This window comes from Vibrio sp. 1069 (assembly GCF_033340555.1).
In genome coordinates this window covers 22924-47392 of sequence record NZ_JAWOWP010000009.1, presented here as the reverse complement: position 1 = coordinate 47392, position 24469 = coordinate 22924, and the positions used below count along the sequence as shown (strand labels likewise).

Annotated in this window: 20 protein-coding genes and 3 pseudogenes; 13 read left to right on the top strand and 10 right to left on the bottom strand. The window is 42.9% G+C overall.

Translation table 11 applies throughout. From position 1 onward, the window contains the following. Positions 1–110: 110 nt before the first annotated feature. Positions 111–455: a HopJ type III effector protein gene (locus tag R7040_RS14650; protein ID WP_017634382.1), complete on the top strand. Its 345-nt coding sequence runs from the start codon at positions 111–113 to the stop codon at positions 453–455. Positions 456–493: 38 nt separating this feature from the next. On the opposite strand, the gene R7040_RS14645 is transcribed toward R7040_RS14650, so the two are convergent. Next, positions 494–802, bottom strand: coding sequence for a cysteine-rich CWC family protein (locus tag R7040_RS14645; RefSeq protein WP_080276966.1), 309 nt, complete (start codon positions 800–802; stop codon positions 494–496). A 144-nt stretch (positions 803–946) separates the two neighbouring features. Here R7040_RS14645 and R7040_RS14640 point away from each other — a divergent pair, with 144 nt between their 5' ends. From R7040_RS14640 to R7040_RS14620, 5 genes and pseudogenes are all read left to right on the top strand, one after another. Then, a complete protein-coding gene (locus tag R7040_RS14640) occupies positions 947–1162 on the top strand; it encodes a DUF3820 family protein (RefSeq protein ID WP_005375557.1) in 216 nt (71 codons plus the stop codon). A 40-nt stretch (positions 1163–1202) separates the two neighbouring features. Beyond that, positions 1203–1448, top strand: coding sequence for a hypothetical protein (locus R7040_RS14635; protein ID WP_033906842.1), 246 nt, complete (start codon positions 1203–1205; stop codon positions 1446–1448). A 319-nt stretch (positions 1449–1767) separates the two neighbouring features. After that, a pseudogene (locus tag R7040_RS14630) lies at positions 1768–2678 on the top strand (cell envelope integrity protein TolA). Further along, on the top strand, positions 2668–3138 hold the full coding sequence (locus R7040_RS14625) for a hypothetical protein (RefSeq protein WP_017821094.1): 471 nt from the start codon (positions 2668–2670) through the stop codon (positions 3136–3138). The pseudogene R7040_RS14630 and the gene R7040_RS14625 overlap by 11 nt, the downstream one beginning before the upstream one ends. 393 nt (positions 3139–3531) lie before the next feature. Further along, positions 3532–4782, top strand: a pseudogene (locus tag R7040_RS14620) (DEAD/DEAH box helicase). A 151-nt stretch (positions 4783–4933) separates the two neighbouring features. Here R7040_RS14620 and R7040_RS14615 read toward each other — a convergent pair. Then, the gene (locus R7040_RS14615) at positions 4934–5350 is read right to left on the bottom strand and encodes a VF530 family DNA-binding protein (protein WP_005375544.1); all 417 of its coding nucleotides are present in this window, start codon (positions 5348–5350) and stop codon (positions 4934–4936) included. A 418-nt stretch (positions 5351–5768) separates the two neighbouring features. Between R7040_RS14615 and R7040_RS14610 the strand changes: the two genes are divergently transcribed. Further along, the gene (locus R7040_RS14610) at positions 5769–7226 is read left to right on the top strand and encodes a DUF3360 domain-containing protein (protein WP_053303744.1); all 1458 of its coding nucleotides are present in this window, start codon (positions 5769–5771) and stop codon (positions 7224–7226) included. A 131-nt stretch (positions 7227–7357) separates the two neighbouring features. On the opposite strand, the gene trpB is transcribed toward R7040_RS14610, so the two are convergent. The 4 genes and pseudogenes from trpB to R7040_RS14590 form a co-directional block, all read right to left on the bottom strand. Beyond that, on the bottom strand, positions 7358–8581 hold the full coding sequence (gene trpB, locus R7040_RS14605; protein ID WP_005375643.1) for a tryptophan synthase subunit beta: 1224 nt from the start codon (positions 8579–8581) through the stop codon (positions 7358–7360). A 400-nt stretch (positions 8582–8981) separates the two neighbouring features. Beyond that, positions 8982–9288, bottom strand: a pseudogene (locus R7040_RS14600) (S1 RNA-binding domain-containing protein); the annotation flags it as partial. 359 nt (positions 9289–9647) lie between these two features. After that, the gene (locus R7040_RS14595) at positions 9648–9860 is read right to left on the bottom strand and encodes a cold-shock protein (protein ID WP_005375644.1); all 213 of its coding nucleotides are present in this window, start codon (positions 9858–9860) and stop codon (positions 9648–9650) included. 306 nt (positions 9861–10166) lie between these two features. Next, positions 10167–10415 (bottom strand): hypothetical protein, encoded by a 249-nt coding sequence (locus tag R7040_RS14590; RefSeq protein ID WP_005375646.1) that lies wholly within the window; start codon positions 10413–10415, stop codon positions 10167–10169. A gap of 289 nt (positions 10416–10704) precedes the next feature. Between R7040_RS14590 and pcp the strand changes: the two genes are divergently transcribed. The 4 genes from pcp to R7040_RS14570 all read left to right on the top strand — a co-directional run bounded on the left by pcp (position 10705) and on the right by R7040_RS14570 (position 14317). Then, positions 10705–11343, top strand: coding sequence for a pyroglutamyl-peptidase I (pcp, locus tag R7040_RS14585; protein WP_064354607.1), 639 nt, complete (start codon positions 10705–10707; stop codon positions 11341–11343). A gap of 197 nt (positions 11344–11540) precedes the next feature. After that, positions 11541–11804 carry a hypothetical protein gene (locus R7040_RS14580; RefSeq protein WP_064354608.1) on the top strand — a complete coding sequence of 88 codons (264 nt, stop codon included), beginning with the start codon at positions 11541–11543 and terminating at the stop codon, positions 11802–11804. 63 nt (positions 11805–11867) lie between these two features. Further along, entirely contained in the window at positions 11868–12854 is a 987-nt protein-coding gene (locus tag R7040_RS14575) for a CobW family GTP-binding protein (protein ID WP_064354609.1), read from the top strand. 170 nt (positions 12855–13024) lie between these two features. Next, positions 13025–14317: a DEAD/DEAH box helicase gene (locus R7040_RS14570; RefSeq protein WP_064354610.1), complete on the top strand. Its 1293-nt coding sequence runs from the start codon at positions 13025–13027 to the stop codon at positions 14315–14317. Positions 14318–14381: 64 nt separating this feature from the next. Here the strand turns inward: R7040_RS14570 and R7040_RS14565 are convergent, their stop codons facing one another. The 3 genes from R7040_RS14565 to R7040_RS14555 form a co-directional block, all read right to left on the bottom strand. Then, positions 14382–17372, bottom strand: a complete 2991-nt coding sequence (locus tag R7040_RS14565) for a DUF6701 domain-containing protein (protein ID WP_409234163.1) — start codon at positions 17370–17372, stop codon at positions 14382–14384. Positions 17373–17682: 310 nt separating this feature from the next. Continuing rightward, positions 17683–18522 carry an arginase gene (locus tag R7040_RS14560; RefSeq protein WP_033907142.1) on the bottom strand — a complete coding sequence of 280 codons (840 nt, stop codon included), beginning with the start codon at positions 18520–18522 and terminating at the stop codon, positions 17683–17685. A gap of 6 nt (positions 18523–18528) precedes the next feature. Continuing rightward, positions 18529–19263, bottom strand: coding sequence for an IclR family transcriptional regulator (locus R7040_RS14555; protein WP_053307814.1), 735 nt, complete (start codon positions 19261–19263; stop codon positions 18529–18531). 348 nt (positions 19264–19611) lie between these two features. On the opposite strand from R7040_RS14555, the gene R7040_RS14550 reads away from it, so the two are divergent. Further along, positions 19612–21084, top strand: coding sequence for an EAL domain-containing protein (locus R7040_RS14550; RefSeq protein WP_017635755.1), 1473 nt, complete (start codon positions 19612–19614; stop codon positions 21082–21084). On the opposite strand, the gene modF is transcribed toward R7040_RS14550, so the two are convergent. After that, entirely contained in the window at positions 21072–22526 is a 1455-nt protein-coding gene (gene modF, locus R7040_RS14545) for a molybdate ABC transporter ATP-binding protein ModF (RefSeq protein ID WP_258495915.1), read from the bottom strand. The genes R7040_RS14550 and modF overlap by 13 nt on opposite strands. A 285-nt stretch (positions 22527–22811) precedes the next feature. Between modF and R7040_RS14540 the strand changes: the two genes are divergently transcribed. Beyond that, the gene (locus R7040_RS14540) at positions 22812–24362 is read left to right on the top strand and encodes a PAS domain-containing methyl-accepting chemotaxis protein (protein ID WP_017635753.1); all 1551 of its coding nucleotides are present in this window, start codon (positions 22812–22814) and stop codon (positions 24360–24362) included. Positions 24363–24469: the final 107 nt, after the last annotated feature.

Genomic DNA, 24469 nt, shown 5'->3' with positions numbered 1-24469 from the left:
TGACGTGTGATTTGGTAAGGCTCTGAATATATGTATGATTGATGACTCTTATATTGGCTTTTTATGAAACTAATGTGTCATCAATATGATGAAGTAGGGATAGAGGAATAATGGAATTAAAATCGTTTTTAGATTTATTGGCAGCGTCACCAGAGCAGGTCGAATTTGAAGCAACGATGGCGGTGATCGAAGATAACTATACGTTTGAGCCAACCGCTTTTGTAAATGGTGAGACACAAAACAATGCAGGCGAGAACAACGGTTCGTGTAAGATCTTCGCTTTCGGTTTGCTAAACAACCTAGACAAAGAAGCGACGCTAGCCTGCTTTGGCCGTTTTTATCGTGAAGATGTATTGCAGTATCCAGAGAACAGCGATCACCAGAATATTCGTAATTTTATGGTGACAGGGTGGGAAGGCATTAAGTTTGAAGCGTCCGCTTTAACCGCTAAATAAACACCAGTCAGAAAACGATGATCAGTAAGCCAGTCGTATTACGCGACTGGCTTTTTTTCTAGACATTTTCGGCACAAACACAGCTGGTTGGCGCTTGGCTTGGGTAAATCACGGGTTTCTATAGTAAAGCACCAGCATGTCTCTTTGCCTGCGGCGATATCACAATGGGCTTGAGTCCCGCACTCAGGACAACTGTGCGTTGAATCTTCTCCTGCGATTTGTTCGATAATCGCATCTCGTTGGAGATCGGTTTTGTCTTTCCATTGGATGATTTCATCCATCGTTCGGTGACAACCAGAGCATATTCCGGCGTTATTTTTACATGCAGCTCGACAAGGTGACTTCATTGCTTTCTCGTTCTCATTTTTTATGCCGCGTACTCTAGCATAAAGCGAGTCAAGGCCGCCAAAAATAAACGTGACTGCGATTTGCTGGTGAGGAGGGAGAACCAGTGTTACCCTTGGACGAGTTACCTTAACTCTCTGTCACTTATGTTAGAAAAAGAAAACCTCATTAAACTCGCTAGAATGCAAATGCCATTTGGGAAATATGCAGGGCGAGTGTTAATCGACCTGCCTGAAGAATACTTACTGTGGTTTGATAAAAAGGGCTGGCCAAGCGGCGAGCTAGGGGATTTGCTCAAGCTATGTTTAGCGCTCAAAATTGAAGGCTTAGATAGTGTCGTGAAGCCTTTGAAGCGTATGTAACTAGCCACAGAAACTCCCACTCTTAATGAAAAGACTTATTATGAATTTTGATATCGATGCACTGAAACATCACCAATTGGTCGAAGATGGTAAACTAGAGGGATGTTACATTCATCAGCCAGCTCAAGGTAGCCAACACAATGACAAAGCTGTTTTGGCAGAGCGCCAAGCGTTGGAAAAGTTGGGATATAAGGTAATACAGCTTAAAGCTAAAGGCGGGACAACAACGTTTGCCGAGGCGATGCAAAAGCTTGCGAAGGAAACTGGTCACCTGCCTAAGGAGTAAGTGAGTGTAACCTGCCACAGCCTTACAAGTTCTCCCACCAGACTATTTTTTCATTCAAAAGAGCCAGACCGTTAGGCTAACTCTTTATGCCCCAAAAAAGAACTGGAATAAATACTCTACAAAATTTGGTTCGTACGTTTTACCCTGCGAAAAGTTATCCGATTGAATGTAACTCAACACTATTGAGCCTTCATTGTGCTTGTTTGATTAGTCAAACTGCCTATTTAATTGGTTAAATCATCATGCAATCTTGTTGGGGATGATAAATCACTGAAAATATTGTTATTATCCTTTTTATTTATCAGTAAAACCGACTCCCATGAGATATGAATCCTCTCCTGTAGCCCCAGAAGAAAGACAAGAAACCACTAGAGAACGAGCAGCACGTCAACGCTGAGAACGTCAGGAAGAGCTGAGATCTACCGCGAGAGATGAGAAACGATGGGCTGAAAATAGAGAGCGCGTTCTTGCTGAACGCAAAGCGGTCCAACAAGCTTACGACCTAACAGAAAAAGAATGGAACGATGATTTACAAAAGCAAGCTAAAGAATATCAGTGGGACACCTCTCAACAAGAGAACGTGAGTATTGCGGTACTGACTGTTGAAGAAGGTAACGAGTATTTAGACTTGCTCATCAAAGACTCGCATGGACAACTTTCGAACGGCAAGGACTACACTGGCGTAGGCATGGGGCTTAAAGGCGCTTATGAGGTCGCTAAAGAGCTTGGCGGTTGGGGGCAACCGCTAAAGCTGTCAATATCAATGGTGTAATGAATATTGTGGTTGAGAACTACAAGCCTAAATATTTAGACCTAGGTATCCGTTGGCAAGAAGCAACACCACAAATGCTTAAAATTGGTCATGCTCTAAATACTGTTCAAGGCAATGTCAGTTTCTTGAAAGGCAACATCTATGTTGAACTTGTGTTTAGTGGTGCGGTTAATGCGGTTGACTACATTCTACATGATGAAAAAACGCTAGGTGAAGTGGTCGGCCAATTTACAGCGGATATATCTAAGGGCATTGCCGCAGGAGTTATCGCTCAAGGAATAACTATTCTGGGAGTCGCAACATTAAGTACGGTACTTGTTGTGCCAACCGCTCTAACACTTGGTATTTTCGCTGTTACTGCGTTTATTGTAGGAAAGGAAATATCTAAACTAGATGACCAATTTAAATTTACGGAACCGATGAAGAATCAAGTAGAGAAAACTATTAATGATTTCTAATGAAAAATTTAACCGAAGACTAAAGATAAAGCGTTGGCTTAAAGTGATGGCTAGTTGGCCTCTTATGGTTTTTATGGTGTGGTTGAGCTACAGCTCAATTAATGAGTTAATTAGCATTAACAACTCAATCGGTATCATTCCTAAAGTAAAACTAGCAGGTTTAGTGAACAATGTTGCTTCTTTTGTAGGCCTTCTAATATTTGGTTTTATAGCGATCATTCCCATAGCTATGCTACACAGGTCAACAGAACTATTACTAAAAGTACCATTTTCGACAAAAACAGGGCTATATTCTATAGCGATAATAGTATTAAGTTCTATTGCCTCTGCCATATGGTTAGATAACAACACGAGAGAAAAAATAAAGCAATATGACTATATTGAATGTACTTCTGAACAAGAACTTACATTAAAATCCTCAAGTCGGACGTATGTTTTAGACCCTAGTTCGTGCGATTAAATCATCTTTCAAGCTCTTGGCACAAGCACCCTGCTAGCGTATGTACATGTCATGCGCTAGCTCTCAATACTTGAAGTTATCCATTAGTTGCTAATATTCTATTTGTCGTAACGCATTTTTGTCCAATTATAAGCTATAGGGTTTTCTCAAGCTGTATTTTGCTTTACAGGAGTCAGAGTGCCTGGCTCCTTTTCCCTTTGCTTGTCGCGAACGCTACCATCTTGGTCGTAGAGTATTGGTTATCGAAACCATTAACTCATGTTAGTGAAAGGAAATTCCTGAACTCTATAGTGCTTCTTTCACCAATCTTCTGTTTGGGCCATTATCTCTAACATCCAGACGCGAAATAGCATAAGATACACGGCCTTTACTAGCACTGAGCCACTCATCGTAATGACAGATAAAACACAGCAAGCGACATTTGCCGATCTTGGCCTGATTCCAACATTAGTCGAGCGACTAGAAGCGTTGGAATACAGCCAACCGACGCCCATTCAATCCCGTTCTATTCCTGATATCCTTGAAGGGAAAGATATTATTGGTGGTGCCAATACGGGGTCTGGTAAAACCGCTGCTTTTTCGCTGCCAATCTTGCAAAAAATTGTTCAGCAAGACGAATCAAACAATCGCCGTGGCAACTTCGTTTCCCACCTGATTTTAGTACCAACTCGTGAGTTGGCATCACAGGTGGCATATAACGTCAAATCTTACTCATACCATCTCAGAGATAAGATCAAAACGGTTGCCGTATTTGGTGGTGTATCGGTGAACCCACAAATGCTGGCGCTTCGTGGTGGCTGTGACATTATTGTTGCAACGCCGGGTCGATTACTTGATCTGGTATCCAGTAACGCGATTAAGTTGGACCAAGTAAAAACGCTTGTTCTTGACGAAGCCGACCGAATGTTGAGCCTCGGATTTACCGAAGAACTCAATAAGATTCTTGCGTTACTACCAGAGAAGAAACAGACGCTGTTATTTTCTGCTACTTTCCCTGATAAAGTCACGACGCTGGCTCAGCAGTTGCTCCGCGACCCTGTTGATGTTCAGTTGCAGAGCGCAGAAGCCAGCACTTTGGTGCAGCGCGTGTTTAGTGTAAATAAAGGTGAGAAGACGGCGGTACTCGCGCACTTAATCAAACAGCATCAGTGGCGACAGACTTTGATTTTTGTGAATGCTAAGAATGCCTGTAACCATTTAGCTCAATAGCTGTCAAAACGCGGTATTACCGCTGAAGTTTTCCATGGTGATAAAGGGCAGGGCGCTCGTACTCGTGTCCTTGACGGTTTTAAGTCTGGCGAGATTCAAGTTCTTATTGCCACTGATATCGCAGCACGCGGCCTTGATATTGAAAAACTTCCAGTGGTGATTAACTTCGATCTTCCGCGTAGCCCTGCTGATTATATGCATCGAATCGGTCGTAGTGGTCGTGCTGGTGAAGTAGGTTTAGGATTATCTCTTATCGATTACGACGACTACCACCATTTCAAAGTGATAGAAAAGAAAAATAAGTTCCAACTTGAACGCGAGCAGGTAGTCGGTTTTGAAGTGGAAGACGATCAGAGTGAAGCCTACTTTTTACCAATGAAGCCGCGAGCGAAGCCGGCAGGTACGGGTAAAAAGAAGAAAAAGCGTAATCAATAGAAAACGTAAACTACATGTGAGTTTACTTACGGGAGTTGTTAGAGAAAAGGAATGCTCACTAGCTTGAGTCTTCGCTTCTAGCCATTCCTTTAAAGAACAATAGAGCCCTGCTGGAGCTACCAGTAGGGCTCTATTGCTTTTCAAGATAGTGTTATTGGCGACGAGCAGGGCGTCCGCGAGGTGAACGCTTTTTAAATGCAGACGCTGCTTTGGCTTGTGACTTAAGAATAGAGTCAACGGTTAGCGGCATTGGCTCTTTAGGTTCAAGGCCATGAGGGAAGGTACGAGCTCTTGGTGGTAAGTTGTATTCTTCTTCGCTCGCGCGTGGCATGCGCTTAAAGCGATAAAGGTAAAAGTTTTCTAATTTTTCTCTCGCCCATTCGGTTTTCTTTAAATACTTCACGCTACTTGCAATCGAAGGCTTAGTGTTAAAGCAATTAAAACGCATTGCTGTATCTAGAATGTCCCAGCCGTAAAAATCCACTAACTCTTGCAACATAGTCTCTAGCTTTAATCCGTGCAGTGGATTGTTCTGTTGCAGCTCGATTCTCTCTTCGTCAGTCATCATTTTTAAGGGCCTTACTCATTAAAGGGCGGAGTTTAACAAAGTATACAATGTAGAGATATCTATAGTTACTTTGCGATGGATGCGAGCACAGTGCTCTCTACCTTGAAAGTATAAATCGGAATTGGCCGCTCTACTTGGCTCTCTGCTCAAAAATGACTCTTAAAAGTTCAAGCGTCCCAGCTCGATGTTAAATTATTGTGTAATAAGTGAGATTTTTGTTGTTCTTTTACTAATGTCTAATATTCCTACCCATAGCAACACATGCTTAATAAGCTCAAAATCAAAATTGGTTCATGCCGCTTTCTTAGTATGGCCTAGAAGTTTGATGTGGGTGTTGTCTCGTATTGGTCGAAGGCCTGTCTACCAAGCGAAACTCTAGTTGACGTAGTTCAACGTTGAAACATAAAAGGATGACTCAATGTCTGACAAAAGTAAGACTTTTTACAGGGATGTGCGCAAAAAACCGCATGAATTTGAAAGCCGAGAAGACTTTCTAAATCATGATTTAACCGTCATGAGTTTCCGTCGCTGGGGAATTCATTTGCCTTCACGTGATTACAGTATTGAAATCGAAGACTGGGTACCGGCATTAGCAGCAACCATTGGTAAAGTGGTTATGGTCACTGCCATGGTTTCCGCTTTTGCTGCTCAGTTTGGTTTATCTCCGGAATTCATCGCAGAAAACGTGCGTTACGAATTACTTATCGCTGGAGCCCTGTTCGTCATACTGTTTTCTGCCATCCTAAACCCGAATGCAAACTTAGCGGGAACCCATGGCCCAATGATACCGCTGATTCCTATGATTGCAGCTGCAGGAGGGCACCCTCTCGCGCTAGGTTTGATGGTGTGTGTTTTTGGGTTAATTCTCGCCTTAACCAAAGGTGGCTCTAAACTCATGACTCTTACTGGTATCGGGGTTCGAGGAGGGTTGTTGATCTACCTTGGTGCCGTTGGGTTGCTCGGGCAAATTAATAAGACGGAAGCGTGGGCTGCAAGTACGGACCAAGGTTACATTTCGTTTGTGGTCATAGGCCTAACCGTTATGGTTTACGCTTACTTAGCCAAGATCAATAAACGTTGGCTCGCTATCCCATTGTGCTCTGCACTCGCGGGTATTGTTGCTTATTTGATGGGCGCTGAGTTTGCTTTTACCACAGAACCGGGCCTACCTAATTTCAGTCCATTCTACTGGTGGGGGGAAGATACAGGCTGGCAGCTAGGCTGGCCAACCCTAGAGCACTTTATTGCCGTGACTCCATTTGCTCTACTGGCAGTCGCTATGTGGTCCCCTGATTATCTCGGCCATCGTGTGTTTCAAGAACTTAACTACCCAAAAGAAGCGAAAGGTGTACTCATGGATGTCGACGACACGATGGTCGGAGCATCTGTTCGTCAGGGGGTTGGTTCACTCTTAGGGGGCGGAAACCTAGCTTCTTCTTGGGGAACGTACATGATTCCTGCCGCAATTGCCAAGCGTCCTATTCCAGGTGGCGCTCTGTTGACGGGTTTCATGTGTATTGCGGCGGCGGTAATTGGCTACCCAATGGATCTAGCAATGTGGGAACCTGTTCTGCGCGTTGCTTTGATTGTGGGTGTATTCTTACCACTCCTTGAAGCGGGTATGCAGATGATCCATAAGCATAAAGATTCACTCAGTGCAGGTATCTGTATTTTTGCCTGTGCATTCGTTAATCCAGTCTTCGGTTGGGCAATCACGATGCTGTTGGATAACCTCGGGCTTATCGGCGACCATGAGCGTGCTAACGAACTATCGCGCAAAGATAAATATCTGATTCCTGGCACTGCGTTTATCGTATGTGCAGGCTCCCTTGCTATTGTTGGTCAGCTTCCAGGCATTCCAGCTCTTATCGGTTAATCGAATTATGCTCTAAAGGTATAGTGAGAGCAGTGAGTAAAGGGACTTGCTTCTTAAAATAGTAGACAAAAACAAAAAGCTACCTAGTACCAGGTAGCTTTTTGCATGTAGGGTTAGGCTACGGAGTTAGGCTATATGAGTGATTCAATGCCGTATTTTGCGCCGTAGTGTTCAACGACAAAATCAATGTCTTTGTCACCACGGCCTGATAAGTTGATCAAAATCGAGCCGGTTTCTCCTTGCTGTGCGAGTTTAATTGCGTAAGCGACAGCGTGTGAGGATTCAATAGCAGGGATTATTCCCTCTTCACGAGACAGCTCAAAGAAGGCATCAATCGCTTCGTCATCACTGATTGAGCCGTAATTGACACGGCCAATGTCTTTTAAGTAACTATGCTGAGGCCCAACCGATGGGTAATCCAAGCCACTTGCTACAGAGTACACTTCCTGAGGTTCGCCTTGCGCATCTTTAAGCATGTAAGACTTAAATCCGTGCATGATACCTGGCTCACCGAGTGTGAGTGTTGCAGCATGCTCGCCAACCTTTTGCAAAGAGCGGCCCGCAGGTTCAACGCCGTGAATGGCGACTTGTTCATCCTCTAAGAAAGCAGTAAATAGCCCCATCGCGTTAGAACCACCTCCAACGCATGCGACGAGATTATTGGGTAACTTGCCGGTCATTTCTTTGAATTGAACTCGTGCTTCGTTACCGATAATTGATTGGAAATCTCGTACCATTTTAGGGAATGGGTGAGGGCCAACGACAGAGCCTATCGCATAAAGTTGTGTATCAGGATCTTTCAGATAAGCTTCGAATGCAGAATCTACCGCTTCTTTGAGGGTTTTGCGCCCATGAGTGGCAGGAATGACATTAGCACCAAGGATTCTCATGCGGACGACATTCGGATGTTCTTTGGCGATATCAACTTCACCCATGTAAATGTCGCATTTCAAGCCAACCAATGCCGCGGCTGTAGCAAGCGCAACACCGTGTTGCCCTGCGCCAGTTTCTGCAATTAGTTTCTTCTTACCCATCTTTTTAGCGAGAATGGCTTCCCCTAAGCAGTGGTTAATTTTATGTGCGCCTGTATGGTTTAAGTCTTCGCGCTTTAGGTAGATGTCTGCTCCGTATTTTTTAGACAAGTTTTCCGCATGGAAGATTGGGCTAGGTCGTCCAACAAAGTGCTTATACAGGCGAGCGAGTTCCGCTTTAAATTCAGGATCTTTGCTGCATTCCTCATAAGCTGCGTTGATGTCATGCATGATTTGTTCAAGCTCAGGTGGAACAAAGCTACCACCGTATTCACCAAAGTATCCTTCTTCGTTGGGCATAGTGAGATCAAACGAGTTTTTCATTATTTACATCCTAGTTAACGAAAGTATTGATACTTTTATACCCAAAATTTAGAAGTGGTTGTGTGATCAGTTGCTTAAATCAGAGTTCGCGATCTAGTGCACTAGTTAAAAAGTACAACTTGTGTAGGGGATAATAGTTGTGATGTAGAATCAGGTGGTTTGAATAGATGCAAAAAAGCCTCGAGAGATCCTAGGCTGTCATAAGAACCTCTCGAGGCAAACAGAATGCTGGAAATACACTCTGCGATGGTGTCTGGAAACAAAAATTAGATTCGTTTCCTTTGTCAGATATTAGGGTTTTAGAATGAGTCGATGTCAGCGAAATGTCACAAGTTAATTGCGGTATTAAAAGCTTATTTTTTATTTTTGATTAATGGATTAGAAAGTAACCTAAAACAGGCTAACCTACCGCGTGTTCCGCGTCTTTTAAGTTGGACATGATCTTTCTTTGTCTCGAATCGGCGTCTTTAACCAACACGTGCACTTTAGCTCCTAAAGTAAACGTGGCGCTCTGGCTGGAAATTTTTTGTTTGACTGCATCAAATTCGAACTCACCATTTTGGAAACTTGATAAAGGAATGAGACCTTCGGTTCGGTTCCTCTAACTCAACAAATACCCCGAAGTGTGTGACTCCACACGCTGTCCCTATGAAGTGTTGTCCGATAAATGGCTTCATGTAATGACATTTCAGTGCTGACTCAACCTCTCAGCTAGGGATTATGTGCTCGTAGTTATTAGAATTTATTGATTGAGCAGATATATTTAATTTCATTTTTTCTCTTATATTCGCCAATCGCTTTTATTTTATAAACTTTATTTTTATGAGCAAAGCATGAGGCGAAGTGATTCAGATATGAATGAGATTAATTTAATTCCAAACTGGAATTGCAAGGTAGGTTGTGTGATTACCTAAAGATGTATACCAAAGTGACTTTATTGAAAGTAATTAATGATGGTGTGGGAGAGGTAAGTGATTTGGGTATATAAACTTAGATAGAGAATAGTAAGGGCAGTAATAAGTGGAAGGGGATTGTGGCACCAACAACATTGATGCCACACAAAGAATTACAGAGCAGTTACTTCAGCTGCTTGTAAACCTTTGTTACCTTGTTCAACAACGAACGATACTTTTTGGCCTTCAGTAAGAGTTTTGAAGCCTTCAGAAACAATAGAACGGAAGTGAACGAATACGTCATCACCGCCATTGTCTTGAGAAATAAAACCAAAACCTTTAGTTTCGTTGAACCATTTTACTGAACCAGTTAATTTATTAGACATAGATACCTCTATATTTGATTGTTTTAAATATTGAATTTTTAGCTAATATCAAGTGCTACTATATGATTTTAGAGATAACTATTTTGTCGCAGGAACGTAAACGAGGAATTCGATGTGGAACTGAGAGAAACTTTGATCTTTAATTACATTAATAGCTCTTTCCGTAAGAGCTGATGTGCAGTATACCGACAAAATTAATAAAGGCTAGCCTTTTCTTTTTTATTTTTTGAGTAAACCAAGCGCATTGCTTTCAAAGCATACGCTTGGTGTATAAGACGGCGTGATGTTATAGGTGGCGTCGAGCGCTTAGTGTTTTCTGGTTGGGCCGTTACGAACGATGTCTTTACCATTGTCATATACGTGCTGCGAAACCCAGCGACCGAGGAGCAATTGGTGCTTTTCTCCTAATACGGCAACAAATGGACGACCATCGGTATTAGAGGTGGCTAGCGCAACGCCAGTGACACCTTCAAGGCCAAGAGCGCCGCTTTCTACTAAATGCAGAAATGCCTCTAACTCTTCAATCGTTTCGATTACATGGTTATCAATATTCATTGTATTCAATCTCTTCGAATTGCATTGCGGTCGCGTACTCTACCTAAGTTAAGCGTGGAAACCAAGCTTCTACGTGCGTCATGTAATGAGAGAACCTTGCCCTGCCACTAATCATCAATAAGTTAGTCTCGATAGTCCGGAACTTGCCTAGATTCAATGAGGCAGAAAACACTCTCTGGTTAGACATGAGTCACATAATGTTGTCTGGTTTATCTCATCAATACTTTTGCTATTGGATGGGGTAAAGGGGAGTGCAATAATTTGTAAAACTCTTTTCCTAAAGGCTGTTATGAAGAAAGTCCTGATTACCGGTTTTGAACCTTTTGGTGGTGACGCCATTAACCCCGCCTTAGAAGCGGTCAAGCAATTAGAGGCTGCGGCCATAAAAGGCGGTGTGATAGTTACTTGCCCAGTCCCCGTAGTTCGATATGACTCGGTGAAAGTCGTTATTGAAGCAATAGAAGCGCACCAGCCAGACTGTGTGATTACTGTAGGGCAAGCGGCCGGGCGTAGCGCGATAACCCCAGAGCGTGTCGCAATTAATGTCGATGATTTTCGTATTCCAGATAACGCTGGTCATCAGCCGATTGATGAACCCGTGGTGGCCGATGGTCCTGATGCTTACTTCTCGACGCTGCCGATAAAGCGTGTTGTTCAAACGCTGCAAAAGCAGGGGATACCTAGCCAGATTTCCAACAGTGCCGGAACATTTGTATGTAACCACCTTTTTTATGGCATCCAACATTATCTAAAAGACAAACCTATTCGTCATGGGTTTGTTCATATCCCATTATTGCCAGAACAAGCAGTAGATGGCAGTCAGCCTTCTATGTCTTTGGACATGATAGTCGAAGGGCTAAGGCTGGTGGCGCAAGTTTGTATTGCCAATGATAGCGATATCCTGGTAAGCGGTGGAACGATTTGCTAGTAAGTGTTTTAAAATCCAGTAAGTGTCTGAAAGATAATAATAAGCTCGTCGTTTGATGTTGTAGTAAATGTTAGCTTTGTCAAATTTCACAAGTAGCGAAAGGAGTAGCATTGAATAGTCAGGTTGGATGTTGTTCAAACTGGCATTCCTCTAGTACAGGAGGTGTTAGGGGCTAACTTTACGAAAGGCGAGTTATTATGAAAAGCAACAAAAGTAAGTCAATCGCACTTATCTCTGTCGTTGTTTTCGCGTTGGCTATTGCTGCGCTTAAATTCGAAAACACGCTCGGAGTTCTTCCCATCGTAGTCGCTATTATCGCGTTTTTTACTTGCGTTATTTATACCGGTAGGTACTTGTCCGATATGAAGCGTTCAGAGTTGATAAGTCAGCCCAAACAAGCTCGAAAAATGTGTGCCAACGCATCACGCAATGATCTTGATGAGTGCGATAAAAAGCGTTGAAGCGAGTCACATTCTCCGTATACTTTGCTGGAGCATTAATGCACTAACGTGTCGGAGATAAGCATGTCAAATCGAGTACCAACCAACATACTGACCGGATTTTTGGGTGTCGGTAAAACGACCACGATTTTAAATCTACTGAAGAACAAACCGGAAAAAGAAAACTGGGCGGTTTTGGTCAATGAATTTGGTGAGATTGGCATCGACGGTGCATTGATGACCGACCAAGGCGCGTTGATTAAAGAAGTGCCGGGTGGTTGTATGTGCTGTACTGCGGGTGTGCCGATGTCGGTAGGTATCACCGCATTATTGCGTCAAAAACCGGACCGTTTATTGATTGAGCCGACAGGCCTTGGTCATCCAAAACAGGTTATCGCGACGCTTACCTCACAGCAGTATGAACCTTACGTTGATCTTAAAGCGACGATTGCCTTGGTTGATCCGCGTAACTTAAGTGATGAAAAGTATCTTTCTAACCAAAACTTCGTGGACCAGTTAGACAGTGCAGATGTGGTTATTGGTAGTAAGGTTGACCTATGTTCCAGCCACGACCTTGATGTGTTTAATGACTGGGTGACGGACCAATCCCCTTCAAAAGTATTCAGTAAGCTTATTCATGATGGTGAGTTACCGATAGAAGTCTTGGATATCGAGCGGGTTTACGGCAGCGCTTCTTCCCATATCGAGTCACATCATCATGACCACGCTCATCAAGAGCCTCAATTCCAGTTGGCGCCTGGTGAAGCCTTTGTGCGCAAAGAGAACAAAGGGCAGGGTTATTTTAGTTGTGGGTGGTTGTTTGGGGCAGAGTATAAGTTTGATTTTGAAAAGCTTTTCTCTATGCTTTCGGACTTGACCGCAGAGCGTGTTAAAGCGGTGGTCAATACGGATCAAGGTTGTTACGCGTTTAATGTTGCCAACCGAGTCGTGTCGGTGAATGAAATCAGCTTAGAAGGCTTTGAATCACGATTAGAAGTGATAGATTCTCAGCTGTTGCCATGGGATGAGCTTGAGCGAATTCTCCTTCAGTTATCTGGCATCAAGCGTTAAATCGAACAAAGGTTAAACGAAAACGGTGAACCACTAATATATCTGTGCTCACCGTTTTTTCTTTTGTAGGATTTCAATGAGAAAAGTGAGATAAATCACTCAAATTCGGGTATAGTGCACGGCTAAATTTTTAAAGCTATTTTTAGTGGTTTGTTTAAGGAATACGCTCAATGTCATTTTCATCTCAAGGTTTTGCGCCAGAAGTGGTTAAAGCACTGGCAGAATGCGGTTATGAAAAGTTAACGCCAATTCAACAGAAGGCGATTCCAATGGCTCGCAAAGGCCATGATATTTTCGCTACAGCACAAACAGGTACTGGTAAAACGGCTGCGTTTTCTCTGCCTATGATTCAGCAGTTCCTAGACAGTAACCGTAGCGCTTCTCGTAAGACTGCTCGCGCACTTATCTTGGCTCCAACTCGCGAGCTTGCTGAACAAATTGCTGACAACATCAAAGCTTACACGAAGTACACGAACCTGTCGGTGGCTGCGATTTTCGGTGGCCGTAAAATGTCTTCTCAAGTAACGGCATTAGAAAACGGTGTAGATATCCTAGTGGCTACACCCGGTCGATTGGAAGAGCACATTGAACAAGGTAATGTCTCGGTCGCACATTTAGAGTTTTTAGTGTTTGATGAAGCAGACCGTATCTTGGACATGGGCTTTATTCACTCAGTACGTAAGATCATGCTAGATGTGGATACTGATCCGCAAATTATGATGTTTTCAGCAACGACTTCGAGCCAACTAAATCTGTTAGCAAAAGATATCCTACGTAAGCCTAAGCGTATTGAAGTTGAGCGAGCGAATACGACAGCACAGACAGTTGCTCACGTGTTATATCCAGTTGATCAAGAGCGAAAAACGGAACTGCTTTCGGAGCTGATTGGTCGTAAGAACTGGAAACAAGTGTTGGTATTTGTGAACTACAAAGAGACCGCAAACGACGTTGTAAAAGAGCTGAAACTTGATGGTATCAAAGCGGTGGTTTGTCATGGTGACCGTGCTCAAAGTGCTCGTCGTCGTGCGTTAGAAGAGTTCAAGTCCGGTAAAGCACGTGTCATGGTGGCTACCGATGTCGCTGCTCGAGGTCTAGATATTGAAGATTTACCTCACGTTGTGAACTATGACATGCCTTTCCTAGCGGAAGATTACGTTCACCGAATTGGTCGTACAGGCCGTGCAGGTAAACAAGGTCATGCCGTTTCATTTGTAAATCGAGATGAAGAGCTCACGGTTGTTCAGGTTGAAAATCTAATCCAGCAACGCATTCGCCGTATTGAGCTTGCAGGCTATGAACCAAAACAGCGTGAATCTTACATTGAAAAGCTGCACTCAAAACCAGCGTTTAAGAATCGTCAAGGTCGTCGTAATAACCCGAACCAGTCGGCAACAGACCAAGGGTCGGCAGAGCGTCGTCTTGCTATGGTGAAGCGCCTGAAAGCGCGTCGTGGCGCAAAGTAAATTACACAGTCTGTGTGAAAAGAGCCCCTCAATTGAGGGGCTTTTTTTGTTTTGTCGTTTCGCGTTAATTTAGGCCAAGCATATTTGGCTCACCACGATAAATAATGCGATCGTTTCCTCGGTGAATACCAAACGTAACAATGACGGGTGGGTTTTCCTCTTCACTTGTAGAGCTATCCCAGTCGTATTTCAGCCAAGGGATGCGATTACCTGAGCCGTCTAAATCCAGGTGGAATTGTATTTGCTCGCGTGCTGAGTCAATTTGGCTTGCAACGATATCGGTCATTCTGCCAATACTCATCGTTCCAACGCCAGAAAGCAGGGCGTTGTTTGCTGGCGCATGAGACCAAATTGGCGTGCTGAAGTAATATTCACCACTCGCCGTTGTTGAGTTGTCATCGAAGTTAGTCGTAAATCGACCGTTTTGCCAAGTTTCTACAGCAAGTGGCACTTTGATCACCATGCCTTGGTTGCCACCTACATCTTGAAAGTTCAAACGACCGAATCGAATGTCTGGTTGTTTTGTGAGCACTTCGCTATCGTCGAAGAAGTTTACCTCATCAACGGCTTTTACTGAGACTAAACCTATTTGGCTGATATCACTATTAGTCTCGGTATTGAATGGACCATCAGGATATTGCTTATCTGTCGTGTTCTTTTTCCAGCATGGGCTATTGTTACAAGTCGCATTGGTCGAGGGCTTCTCTATAACAAACGTTCCAACACTCGCGCTACCCAGTAGTTTCCAGTCTACCTTCTTAGGCTTAGGCGGCAAAAACCGATCGGAGTATGAGCTTAGCTCGCCTAAATCGAAATGTTGTTGAAGGTTAGACGAAAAGTGGACGTAATTCTTCACGTTTTCCTTATTCGCATTGAGTGCGACAACATCGTAAGTGACTTTCTCAAAAGGTTGATTCATGTAAGCAAAAGTTTGGCCATGTGGGTAGTGCCATTCTTGGTCTTGCACTTGAAAATATTTTGGGTAAAAACGACCAACGTAACGATAGCCTTCGTTCACAGTCATACCTAGATATTTACTTTCTAGGTTTGCTTTTACTCTCAAGCTCCCGACTTCTTCCCAATATAATCCATTAAAGACGAATTGATCATTCTTGGCTGAATTATGCGCCTGAGCCAGTGAGTCACTACTTTTTAGCAATTTTGAGGTTTGGTTCGCTGTCTCTGATGGCGTATGTTGCTCACTCGACAAGACAACCGATGCTGCTGGAGCGTCATCAAGCGTAAAATTACGGGTGATAGAAGCATCACAATAGCGTGCTGATTCAACAGATCCACTTGCAGAGCCGTCAGGTTGCCAAATGATTGGTTTCACCGTTAGAGAGAAAAGTTCTCCGGCAGCAAGAAACCCTTCTCCTTGTTCAGAGGTGCCAGAAGGCAAAGCACGTTGGTTGTCACAAATAGCGAGTGTCCATGGTCGCGAGTGCACATTAAATGTCCCTTTCACTTCCACTTTGCCTTCTTCTGGACATTCTTCAAATCCCTCACATTCAAAATGATCGGACAATGTCACTTCAAATATGCCGGACTCGTTCGTGACAAGACCATGTTCAGACAAGCCGTCTTTAAATTCCGCTGAATAGCTAAAGTTTCCTTCACTTCCTCCTAATGGTTGAACCAATGGATGAAAAACCTTAGGCGTACCATTGTAGTTGCTTGCCACTACAGGTTCGCCGGTGGAGGCACAAGCAAGCAATCGCGTATGCACGTTTTCTGGTTTACCTGCAATAACGCGTATTTCATTTAAAGTGGCGCTTTTCGTCTTTGAGTAGGCCTCAAACATAAATGGCGTAAACATAAAGCTAACCGTTTGATGCTTGCTGGTGTCTTCTGCCATAGTGAAAGTCAGCGTGTAGTTAGTACCTAACGCGATGGTATCAATATCGTTCGGGACCACTCGAACAACGAGCTCACCATTGTCGTCAGACATAAATTGGTTTGCTTTTAATGTCTGCTGACCTTTGATCACCTCTAAAGTGAACAAGTCAGGGTGTGATAGGGCTGCACTGACTTCTGCGCTTACAACTTCTCCATTATTGGTTGTCATTGCTGTAAATTGCGGAAGATCGTCGCCGCACATCAGTGCCATGTCGTCCGATGGTGTGACGCTGAGGTCGAAGGCGTTCTCTGATGGAGGCGTAATTTTACATTCAGGGATATAAGAAGGAATAGGGCAAGTTGTTGGTGTTTGATTTGCGTAACTACAATTGGGTTCATCAATGCCGCAATAGTGGTTGAAATTTGAACTTGATTCTAGGGTGGCTGTCACACTACCACAAATAGAAGTATTGGAGTTATTAATTGAAAAATGCATTGCCGAAATAGCTTGCTTATTCGCATATATTTTGGTCGTGCCAAAACCTGTATCTACAGTATGTCCCTGAGATGTCAAAGAACCAAAAACTGTCGTATTATTAAGATTTATCCCCGATAGAGCATTAATGTTGCCCACAACTATTGGTGTATTAGAAAGCGACGATTCCAGTTGATTAATTTCTACTTTTGTTCCTTTTGATTTGATATCACCGCAGAACATACCAGATTCGATGTACACGTCACTTTGAGCAATGATGTTGCCATTAAGGACGTTGTGCTCTCCGTGAAACTCGACAGAACGGCCATTTCCACCAACACCATTGGTTTCTATATCTCCTTCGATTTCACTATCAGTTATTTTTATAGAACCTAAAGCAGAGACATTACCTAGTACGTAGCTATTACCATTAATTTTTAACCAAGTTCCTTTAGCTTTGATGTTTATAGGGCTTTCCTTTGAGCCTATGACATTCTGCCCACGGAGTGTTATGGAACCATGAGCGGTTAAAGACGATGAGCTTTGACTACTATTTATAATTTGATCGCCTTTCGGGAGAACAATATTTGTAGTGCAATCGTAAGTAGAACCCGTTACATGAATGGTTCCGTTTTTACAAAAGGCAACATTAGTGTTTGACTTGATATCTGCTAAGTCATAAGTGGTGGCGTGTGAGGTTAGCGGTAAAAAAAGAACCGCAGTGAAAATACTGCAAAGACGCATCATCAAATGTCCTAATGAGTGGAACAAGATGGCATCAAGCGAGCGTGAGCAAATGCTCACTGAAATTGGAATAGCTGCGGTAATTTTTTGTTTTGAAGCCGCTTAGTTATTGAACTTTGGTTATTTTTTATTTCGTATGTCATACCAAAGTTTAGCGGCCTTATTACAACGTAAGTGTCAGGTTAGTTCAAGAGGCAAGTGTGATGTGTGTCGATTTATATGTGTAACTATTTGTTAGTTAAGGATAATAAGTAAGCATGTTGGTTCAGAATCAGGAAGGAAGCGATCCTGATTCTGAATGTTTATAACGCTATGCAGCGTGAACGATGAGTGGAGCCATCTGATATAACTCTTCTAGTATGGCTTTCGTTTGTCTCGAATAGACCAGGCAATCTCGATCGCCAACGAGCTGAATTGCCCTCACTTTACCTGCAACCAGACATTGCCTAATCGTGCGTAGAACCATTTGGATATCAATTTCTGACGCGCCATCAAGGCTGTTTTTGGTTTTTAGAGATCCAAGGTCGATGCTAATGATTATTTGGTCGCAGTGGTCTAGGTAATTGCCGATCTGTTGCTTAACGTTATTGCGATGACGAAAAGAAAACTCTTTCTCGGTCACCCAATCACAACCTTGATCTTCCGCGTATTCCCACGTTTCCTGCTTCGTCTCTTGCTCACTGACGCCAGCAAAAAACAATCGTACGTTTTGATAGCGAGAAAGAGCAAAATGGAATGCAGAGCCTAAGCGTGGCTCAAGTGTCGGCTTCAAGTTCATGTTATGCCCGATATTTACGACACCCACTTCGTCTCGATAGGATACGACCACAGGTAACATTGACAAGATTGCCTCGGTACAGTTGGTCACTAAAACGGGAATAGAATGACGAGAAAGCGAAAGACTTAACGCTTCCTGAAACTCGCCATTTTCCAGCTTGTCGTGGTTGAAGTGACCAAAGTTTTCAGCGGTTTCATGATCATGTTGTTGGTAAAGCCAATCACTAGCATTTTCCAAACTTTGATCAGCTAATTCAAACGCACCCTTCGACATAGGAGGTAAATACTCGCACACTGTCATAAAAGAAAAAGGGTAATGTTGCGGCTGTTTCACTGTGTGATGGAGTTTATAGCGTTTGAAAAAGCTTAACATGATGAATTACCTTTCTGGTGGTAGTGCCCTTGCCGCTTGCAGTACATGTAAAATAATGCGCTGCTTATCCTTTTCGACTCGGTGGGCCGGAGCCATCACCGAGACTGCGCCAATCAGTTTGCTTCCTTTCATTACCGGTGCGCTTATACCTGAAACACCAGGGTCAATCTCAGAAGTACTGACGGCATATCCGTGTTTACGGATGGTTGTGAGCTCTTTTTCCCACTCGTCGCGTCGGTGATCTTGATTAAAATATCTCAAGATTTTCTCGCATCGACTTTGAGGCATAAAAGCGAGCATCACTTTAGATGAGGCACCGCGCAGCAGAGGTTGACTTTGACCCTGGACGAAGCTGCAACGCAGCGCCTGCATACTTTCTTTCTGTCTGACACAAAGCGCACGATAACCAGCTGGTACCATATAAGCGGCCATTTCCCCGGTTTGTTGTACCAACCTAGCCAGTATGGTTTCGACCATGTCGAGCCCATGTTGCGCGGTCTCATAGCTGTGCATGAGTAATAATGCCGCTGGACCAACGACAAATGTCTTGTCGTGAACGCTTTCTTCGATCAAGTTCCACTCTTTAAGCAGTTTTAAGTGTCGGTAAAGGCTGCTTAAAGGAACGTTCAATTGCTCGCTTAGCGCTTTCGCAGAAACTGGGAACGGACTAACTGCAACTTGCATTAACAACTGCAGTGATTTTTCGTTTACCTGGTTAGCATTAGCTTTGTTTGTCGTCATGAGAGTGTTGTAACGTGTTGTAGGAGTTACGACAAATATAATTCTTAATTACTGAGAAAAGAAAAATAATTTTAATGGGTAATTCTTACATGATGAGAAACAGACCGGTAAAGACTTTCGCAAGTACCGATAGACATAACATGGTGTCGAATTAAAGTCTCAGGTTTGAGGCGCTTGATACTAAATTGGAACAGGAGTGAATAAGACATTGTTTAGTTTGCGGTATTACTCAGCGTTTCGCATACTGAGTTAATCCAAACAAATAATGTTAAAAAACGTGAGTTGCTAGCGGGTATCGGAATCGAGGTACCATCTCAGTAAATCGGTTTTATAAAAGGTTACTTTTATATGCTGAATAAGGCGATTTTTAAAAAAGCCATCATTTTTCTTCTGCCTATTCCCTTGGTTATTGGAGAGGTTTTGTATTTAGCTCGTGAAAGCGTGCAAAACAATCTCAATCATTTATTAGAAAAAAATGTGCAAATTGCAGATGAAATTTTATTCCAAATAGAGACAGAAAACCGCACGGCGTTGCTACACCCTTCACGATGTGAAGAGCTCCAGCAAAGCTTAATGTTTGAACGAGATATTGAAGAAATGCTCATTGTGAAAGAGGGAGTCATTACTTGTTCTTCGAAATTGGGAAGTATCTCTAAACCGTTAGCTGAGCACATCACCTTTCCTAAGGGACAAACGCTAGCGTTTGGTAGTGTTGATAGCTTGTACGATCAGTTCTTGCTTGTGGTAACGGAGGGAGAGCGGGGTTATCAAGCCGTAACGATTATCGATCATGACTACTTTAATGCGACAATAGGGTTTAACAACGATTTACGCCTAAAACGCTCTGCGCTGTTTATCCATGATCAAGTTTCACCTGAAGGAGCATTAAGAGCGGGAAGTAATCCTATCGGTATCAAATCGTCGCAAATGTTTGAGTATGAAGCTTTGAGCGAAGCCAGCGATCTTTTCGTCAAACAGAGAACACTTTCCTATTTTTTGTACTCAATTCCAATTATTTTCGTTATCTACCTTTGCTTGTATGCGTTGAATAAGTTTATTGATCCCCATCGCAATTTGATACTGGATCTTAAAAGAGCGATAAAAAGAGGAGAGTTGACCCTGTATTACCAACCGCAAGTTAACGTTGATACCGGCCAGTTATTCGGGTTTGAAGCGCTTGTGCGATGGGAGCATCAAAGTAAGGGGTTCATTTCTCCGGATGAGTTTGTCCCTGCGGCAGAGCAAAGTGGATTGGTTTTTTTACTTACTGATTTCGTTCTGGATAAAGCGGCAGAGGACTTCAGTAAATTAGGCTTTGATCAGCCTGTCCACCTTGGTATTAACGTGCCGCCTGGTTATTTAGTCGGACCAAACGCGATCAGAAAAATTCAATTGCTCGACAGACAGTTGAGCCGAAACAAAGTCTCATTAGGGGTAGAGATAACGGAGCGTCAGCTCATTGATTCAGAGGCGAGAAAATGCATTGCAGCGCTGCGAGTGCATGGTATTGATGTGCTGATCGATGATTTTGGAACTGGCCAAACCTCGTTAGCATTTCTACAGCACATGCGCATAGATTACTTAAAAATCGATAAGTGCTTTGTCGAAACTATTGGTATTCCTAGCCTTAGTGCTTCTGTCTTAAAAGCGATGGTTCACTTCGCGGAAGAATTACAAGTACAATTGATCGCTGAAGGCGTGGAAACCATAGCGCAAGCTGAACACTTAAAGAAGATGGGAGTGAGATATCATCAGGGATACCTGTACTCCAAACCATTACCTTATGAGCAGCTTGCGCAGCGAAGTCATTATGATTGGTAGACGTTAGCTCTATAACACTGAGCATTTTCATCAAACACAAACTCTAACTCATTTTTGATGCTATCTAAGCGGTCTTCTTGGTAGTGAGACACATACAATAGTTGGCTTAAATTCTCTCTAGCGATGAGCTCAAGTGTGTTCTTAACTAACCGTCTACCCAAAAAATCTAACCCTTGATACGGCTCGTCCAAAATCAATAATGTGGGTTGTTTCACGATGGCTCTTGCAATCAGTAATAGTCGCTGCTGACCGTACTCTAATTGCTTGAATGAGGTTTTTTTGTACTGGCTCATATGTAAGATATCGAGCCACTCGTTTGCAATATTCATCTCTTTGCGAGTTGGCTGGTTATACAACCCAATCGAATCGTAAAATCCTGACAAAATGACTTCTAATGCGCTGCAATTGACTCGATATTGGAGGTGTAGCGCTGAAGACACCATACCGATATGCTGCTTAATTTCCCAGATTGTCTCGCCAGTACCACGCTTTTTACCAAAAATATCAATGTCATTGCTGTAGCATTGCGGATGATCGCCAAAGATCAATCCAAGTAAGGTACTCTTTCCACAACCATTTGGACCTTTGACCTGCCAATGTTGGCCCTTGTCTATGCGCCAGTTCAAGCCAGTAAAAATCTTCTTATCGGTGTATTCAACAGCCCCATTCTTTAGTTCAAATATTGGGTTGTTGAATGGTGTCGAGTGCTGATGCTGACGTATCAAGCTCATCATTTCTTCACTCTGTTGCTTTGACTGAGATTTAATTTGTCCAATGATTGGATGATTATCCCAACTGGACTTATCCATTGTACTATCAAGCTTTCCTGCACTGAAAAGCGCGATGCTATTGATCCACTCAGGCATGTCAGATTCGCGAGAGAAGGTTATGAGTAGTTGCACATTTTGAGAAAGCGAGTGTAAATAGCGAGCGAGAGCAGCTCGGTGCGCAATATCTAAGCCAGTAAATGGATTATCGAGTAATACTAAGTCAGGTTGTGTGGCTAAAGCTCGGGCGAGCATTACTCTTCTGGTTTCTCCGGTAGATAGAACACGGAAGCCACTATCTCTAAGATGACTTAGGTCGAGATCATTAACTAGCTGTTCAGCTAAGTTAGTGTCTTGGCTCTGTTCTAGGATTAATGAATAAACAGTGCTTCCTTGGTCGATACGATCAAGAAAATCCGTATCATCTTTTTCTAATTCTCTTTCCAGTAATCGCTGTTGCTCTGATAACGAGACTTGCGCAACGGACAGCCCATTTAGCTCAATTTCCCCACTATTTGGTGACATTTCATCACAAATAAGGTCTCCAAGCAGAGAGCCAATATCTCCATCTGCGCTGAATATCCCCCAAGACTGCTGAGTGTTAATTTTCCAATCGTCAATAAACAAGTGTGTCGTGTTTCTCTTAGCTGCAAGCTGACGAAAGTGAATAGTCATTGTGTTTGTCTTCCTTGTTTTCGCTTTAGTGGATTACTTATAACAATTTACGAACTCAGTACGGAAGCGCTTTTGTGTATTAATTTTGAACAGTGCTCAGTCTTGTGCATATTAACGAAGCCTTGTATTAGAGGATAAAAATGCGACTAGAGTCATTAAGTAACAAGTAAACTTGTCAATAATTTTGTTTTATTTTTGAATCAACCTATCATTATGCGTGTATATGTTATGCTGATAAATTCATATTTGCCGTTTGTTAATTAATCAATGTAAGGACACATGTTTATGAGTGAAACGGAATACGATTACCCCTCGAGTTACAGCCTAGTTTCCATTACCGATACCTCCAGTTACATCAAATATGCCAGTGAAAACTTTAATGAAGTAGCGGGGTTTGATGAAGGGGAGCTTATCGGTAAACCCCACAATGTTGTGCGTCATCCAGATATGCCAAAACAGGCTTTTAAAGATTTATGGACTCACCTGAAAACTGGCAAACACTGGATGGGAATGGTCAAAAATCGACGTAAAAACGGTGGCTATTATTGGGTTGACGCGTTTGCTTCTCCTATAAAATCTAATGGTGAAGTTGTGGAATACCAATCAGTGAGATTTAAACCTGAGCGTATACACATCCAGCGAGCGGAAAAAGCGTATTCGAAGCTTCGAAATAATCGTAAGCCGTGGAAAATGTATCTTCCTCGTACACGTTTGTGGATGAGATCGGCCTTCTTCCTTTTAATTTCAAACCTTCTTGGCTTACTCATTCTACAAATGAATCAATCACCAGTGATAGCGTTTGGCGTTGTTGCGTTACTTTCCGTTTTCTCTATTTATGTATTAACCAGACCAGTTGAGAAGCTCGCTAAAGAGGCTAGGCAAGACTTCAACAATCCACTCATGGAATATATTTATTGCGGAAGAATCAACGATCTGGCTGAGATTGAGCTGGGTATGAAGATGCGTAAGCAATTTGCAAATGCGCTATTGGGGCGCGTTGGCGTGTCTGTAAAAGACTCTTGCGAAGAAACGCGCGCAAGTGCTAACAGTGCTGCGACAAATAGCCAGCAAGTGACGGAGAACTTAAGCGCACAGAAAGTGGAGATTGACTCGGTCGCAACAGCGGTCAACGAGATGCAAGCCTCTTCATCTGAGATATCAAATAATGCTCAAGCGACCGCCGAGGCTACGTTAGAAGCGCAAAATACGATGATAGACAGCCGTAGCGTTATCGATAATGTTAACCAATCGGTTTTAGAGTTGGTGGGTGAGCTCGGCGAAATATCTAAAGTGGTCATACGTTTGAACCAACAAACCGAGCAAATTGGAACCGTTGTTGAAGTCATCAATGGTATTGCCGAACAAACTAATTTATTAGCGTTGAACGCTGCAATTGAAGCCGCGAGGGCAGGCGAACAAGGCAGAGGATTTGCCGTTGTAGCAGATGAAGTGAGAACCTTAGCTAAAAGAACTCAGGAATCGACAACAGAGATTAAATCGGCCATTGAAGGGATTCAAAATGGGAGCAAATCAGCGGTTTCTGCGTTAGAGAAAGGTAACGAAATGTCGACCGGAACGGTAACATTGTTAGGTACTGCTTTGGATAGCATTCAACAATTGGAATCCCTTGTTCAGGACGTCGTCGAACGAAACCAACAAATTGCGGTCGCGATAGAAGAGCAGGTTTATGTAACGGATGAAATAAATGAAAACATCCAGTCGCTTAATTTAAAGTACAGTGAATCGTATGAACTGATGACTGAAACGAATCATATGAACACCAAAGTGCAAAATTGCACCAATGACCTGTCTGAAATGATTAAGAAGTTTGCTTAAACTTTAGAAAATCGGAGTTAAAAGCCCGCTAAACATTAGCGGGCTTTTAACTGGAATATAGTGAAGTGCCGGATTCGTTTACGAGAGAGGATTTCTAAATCTCGTTT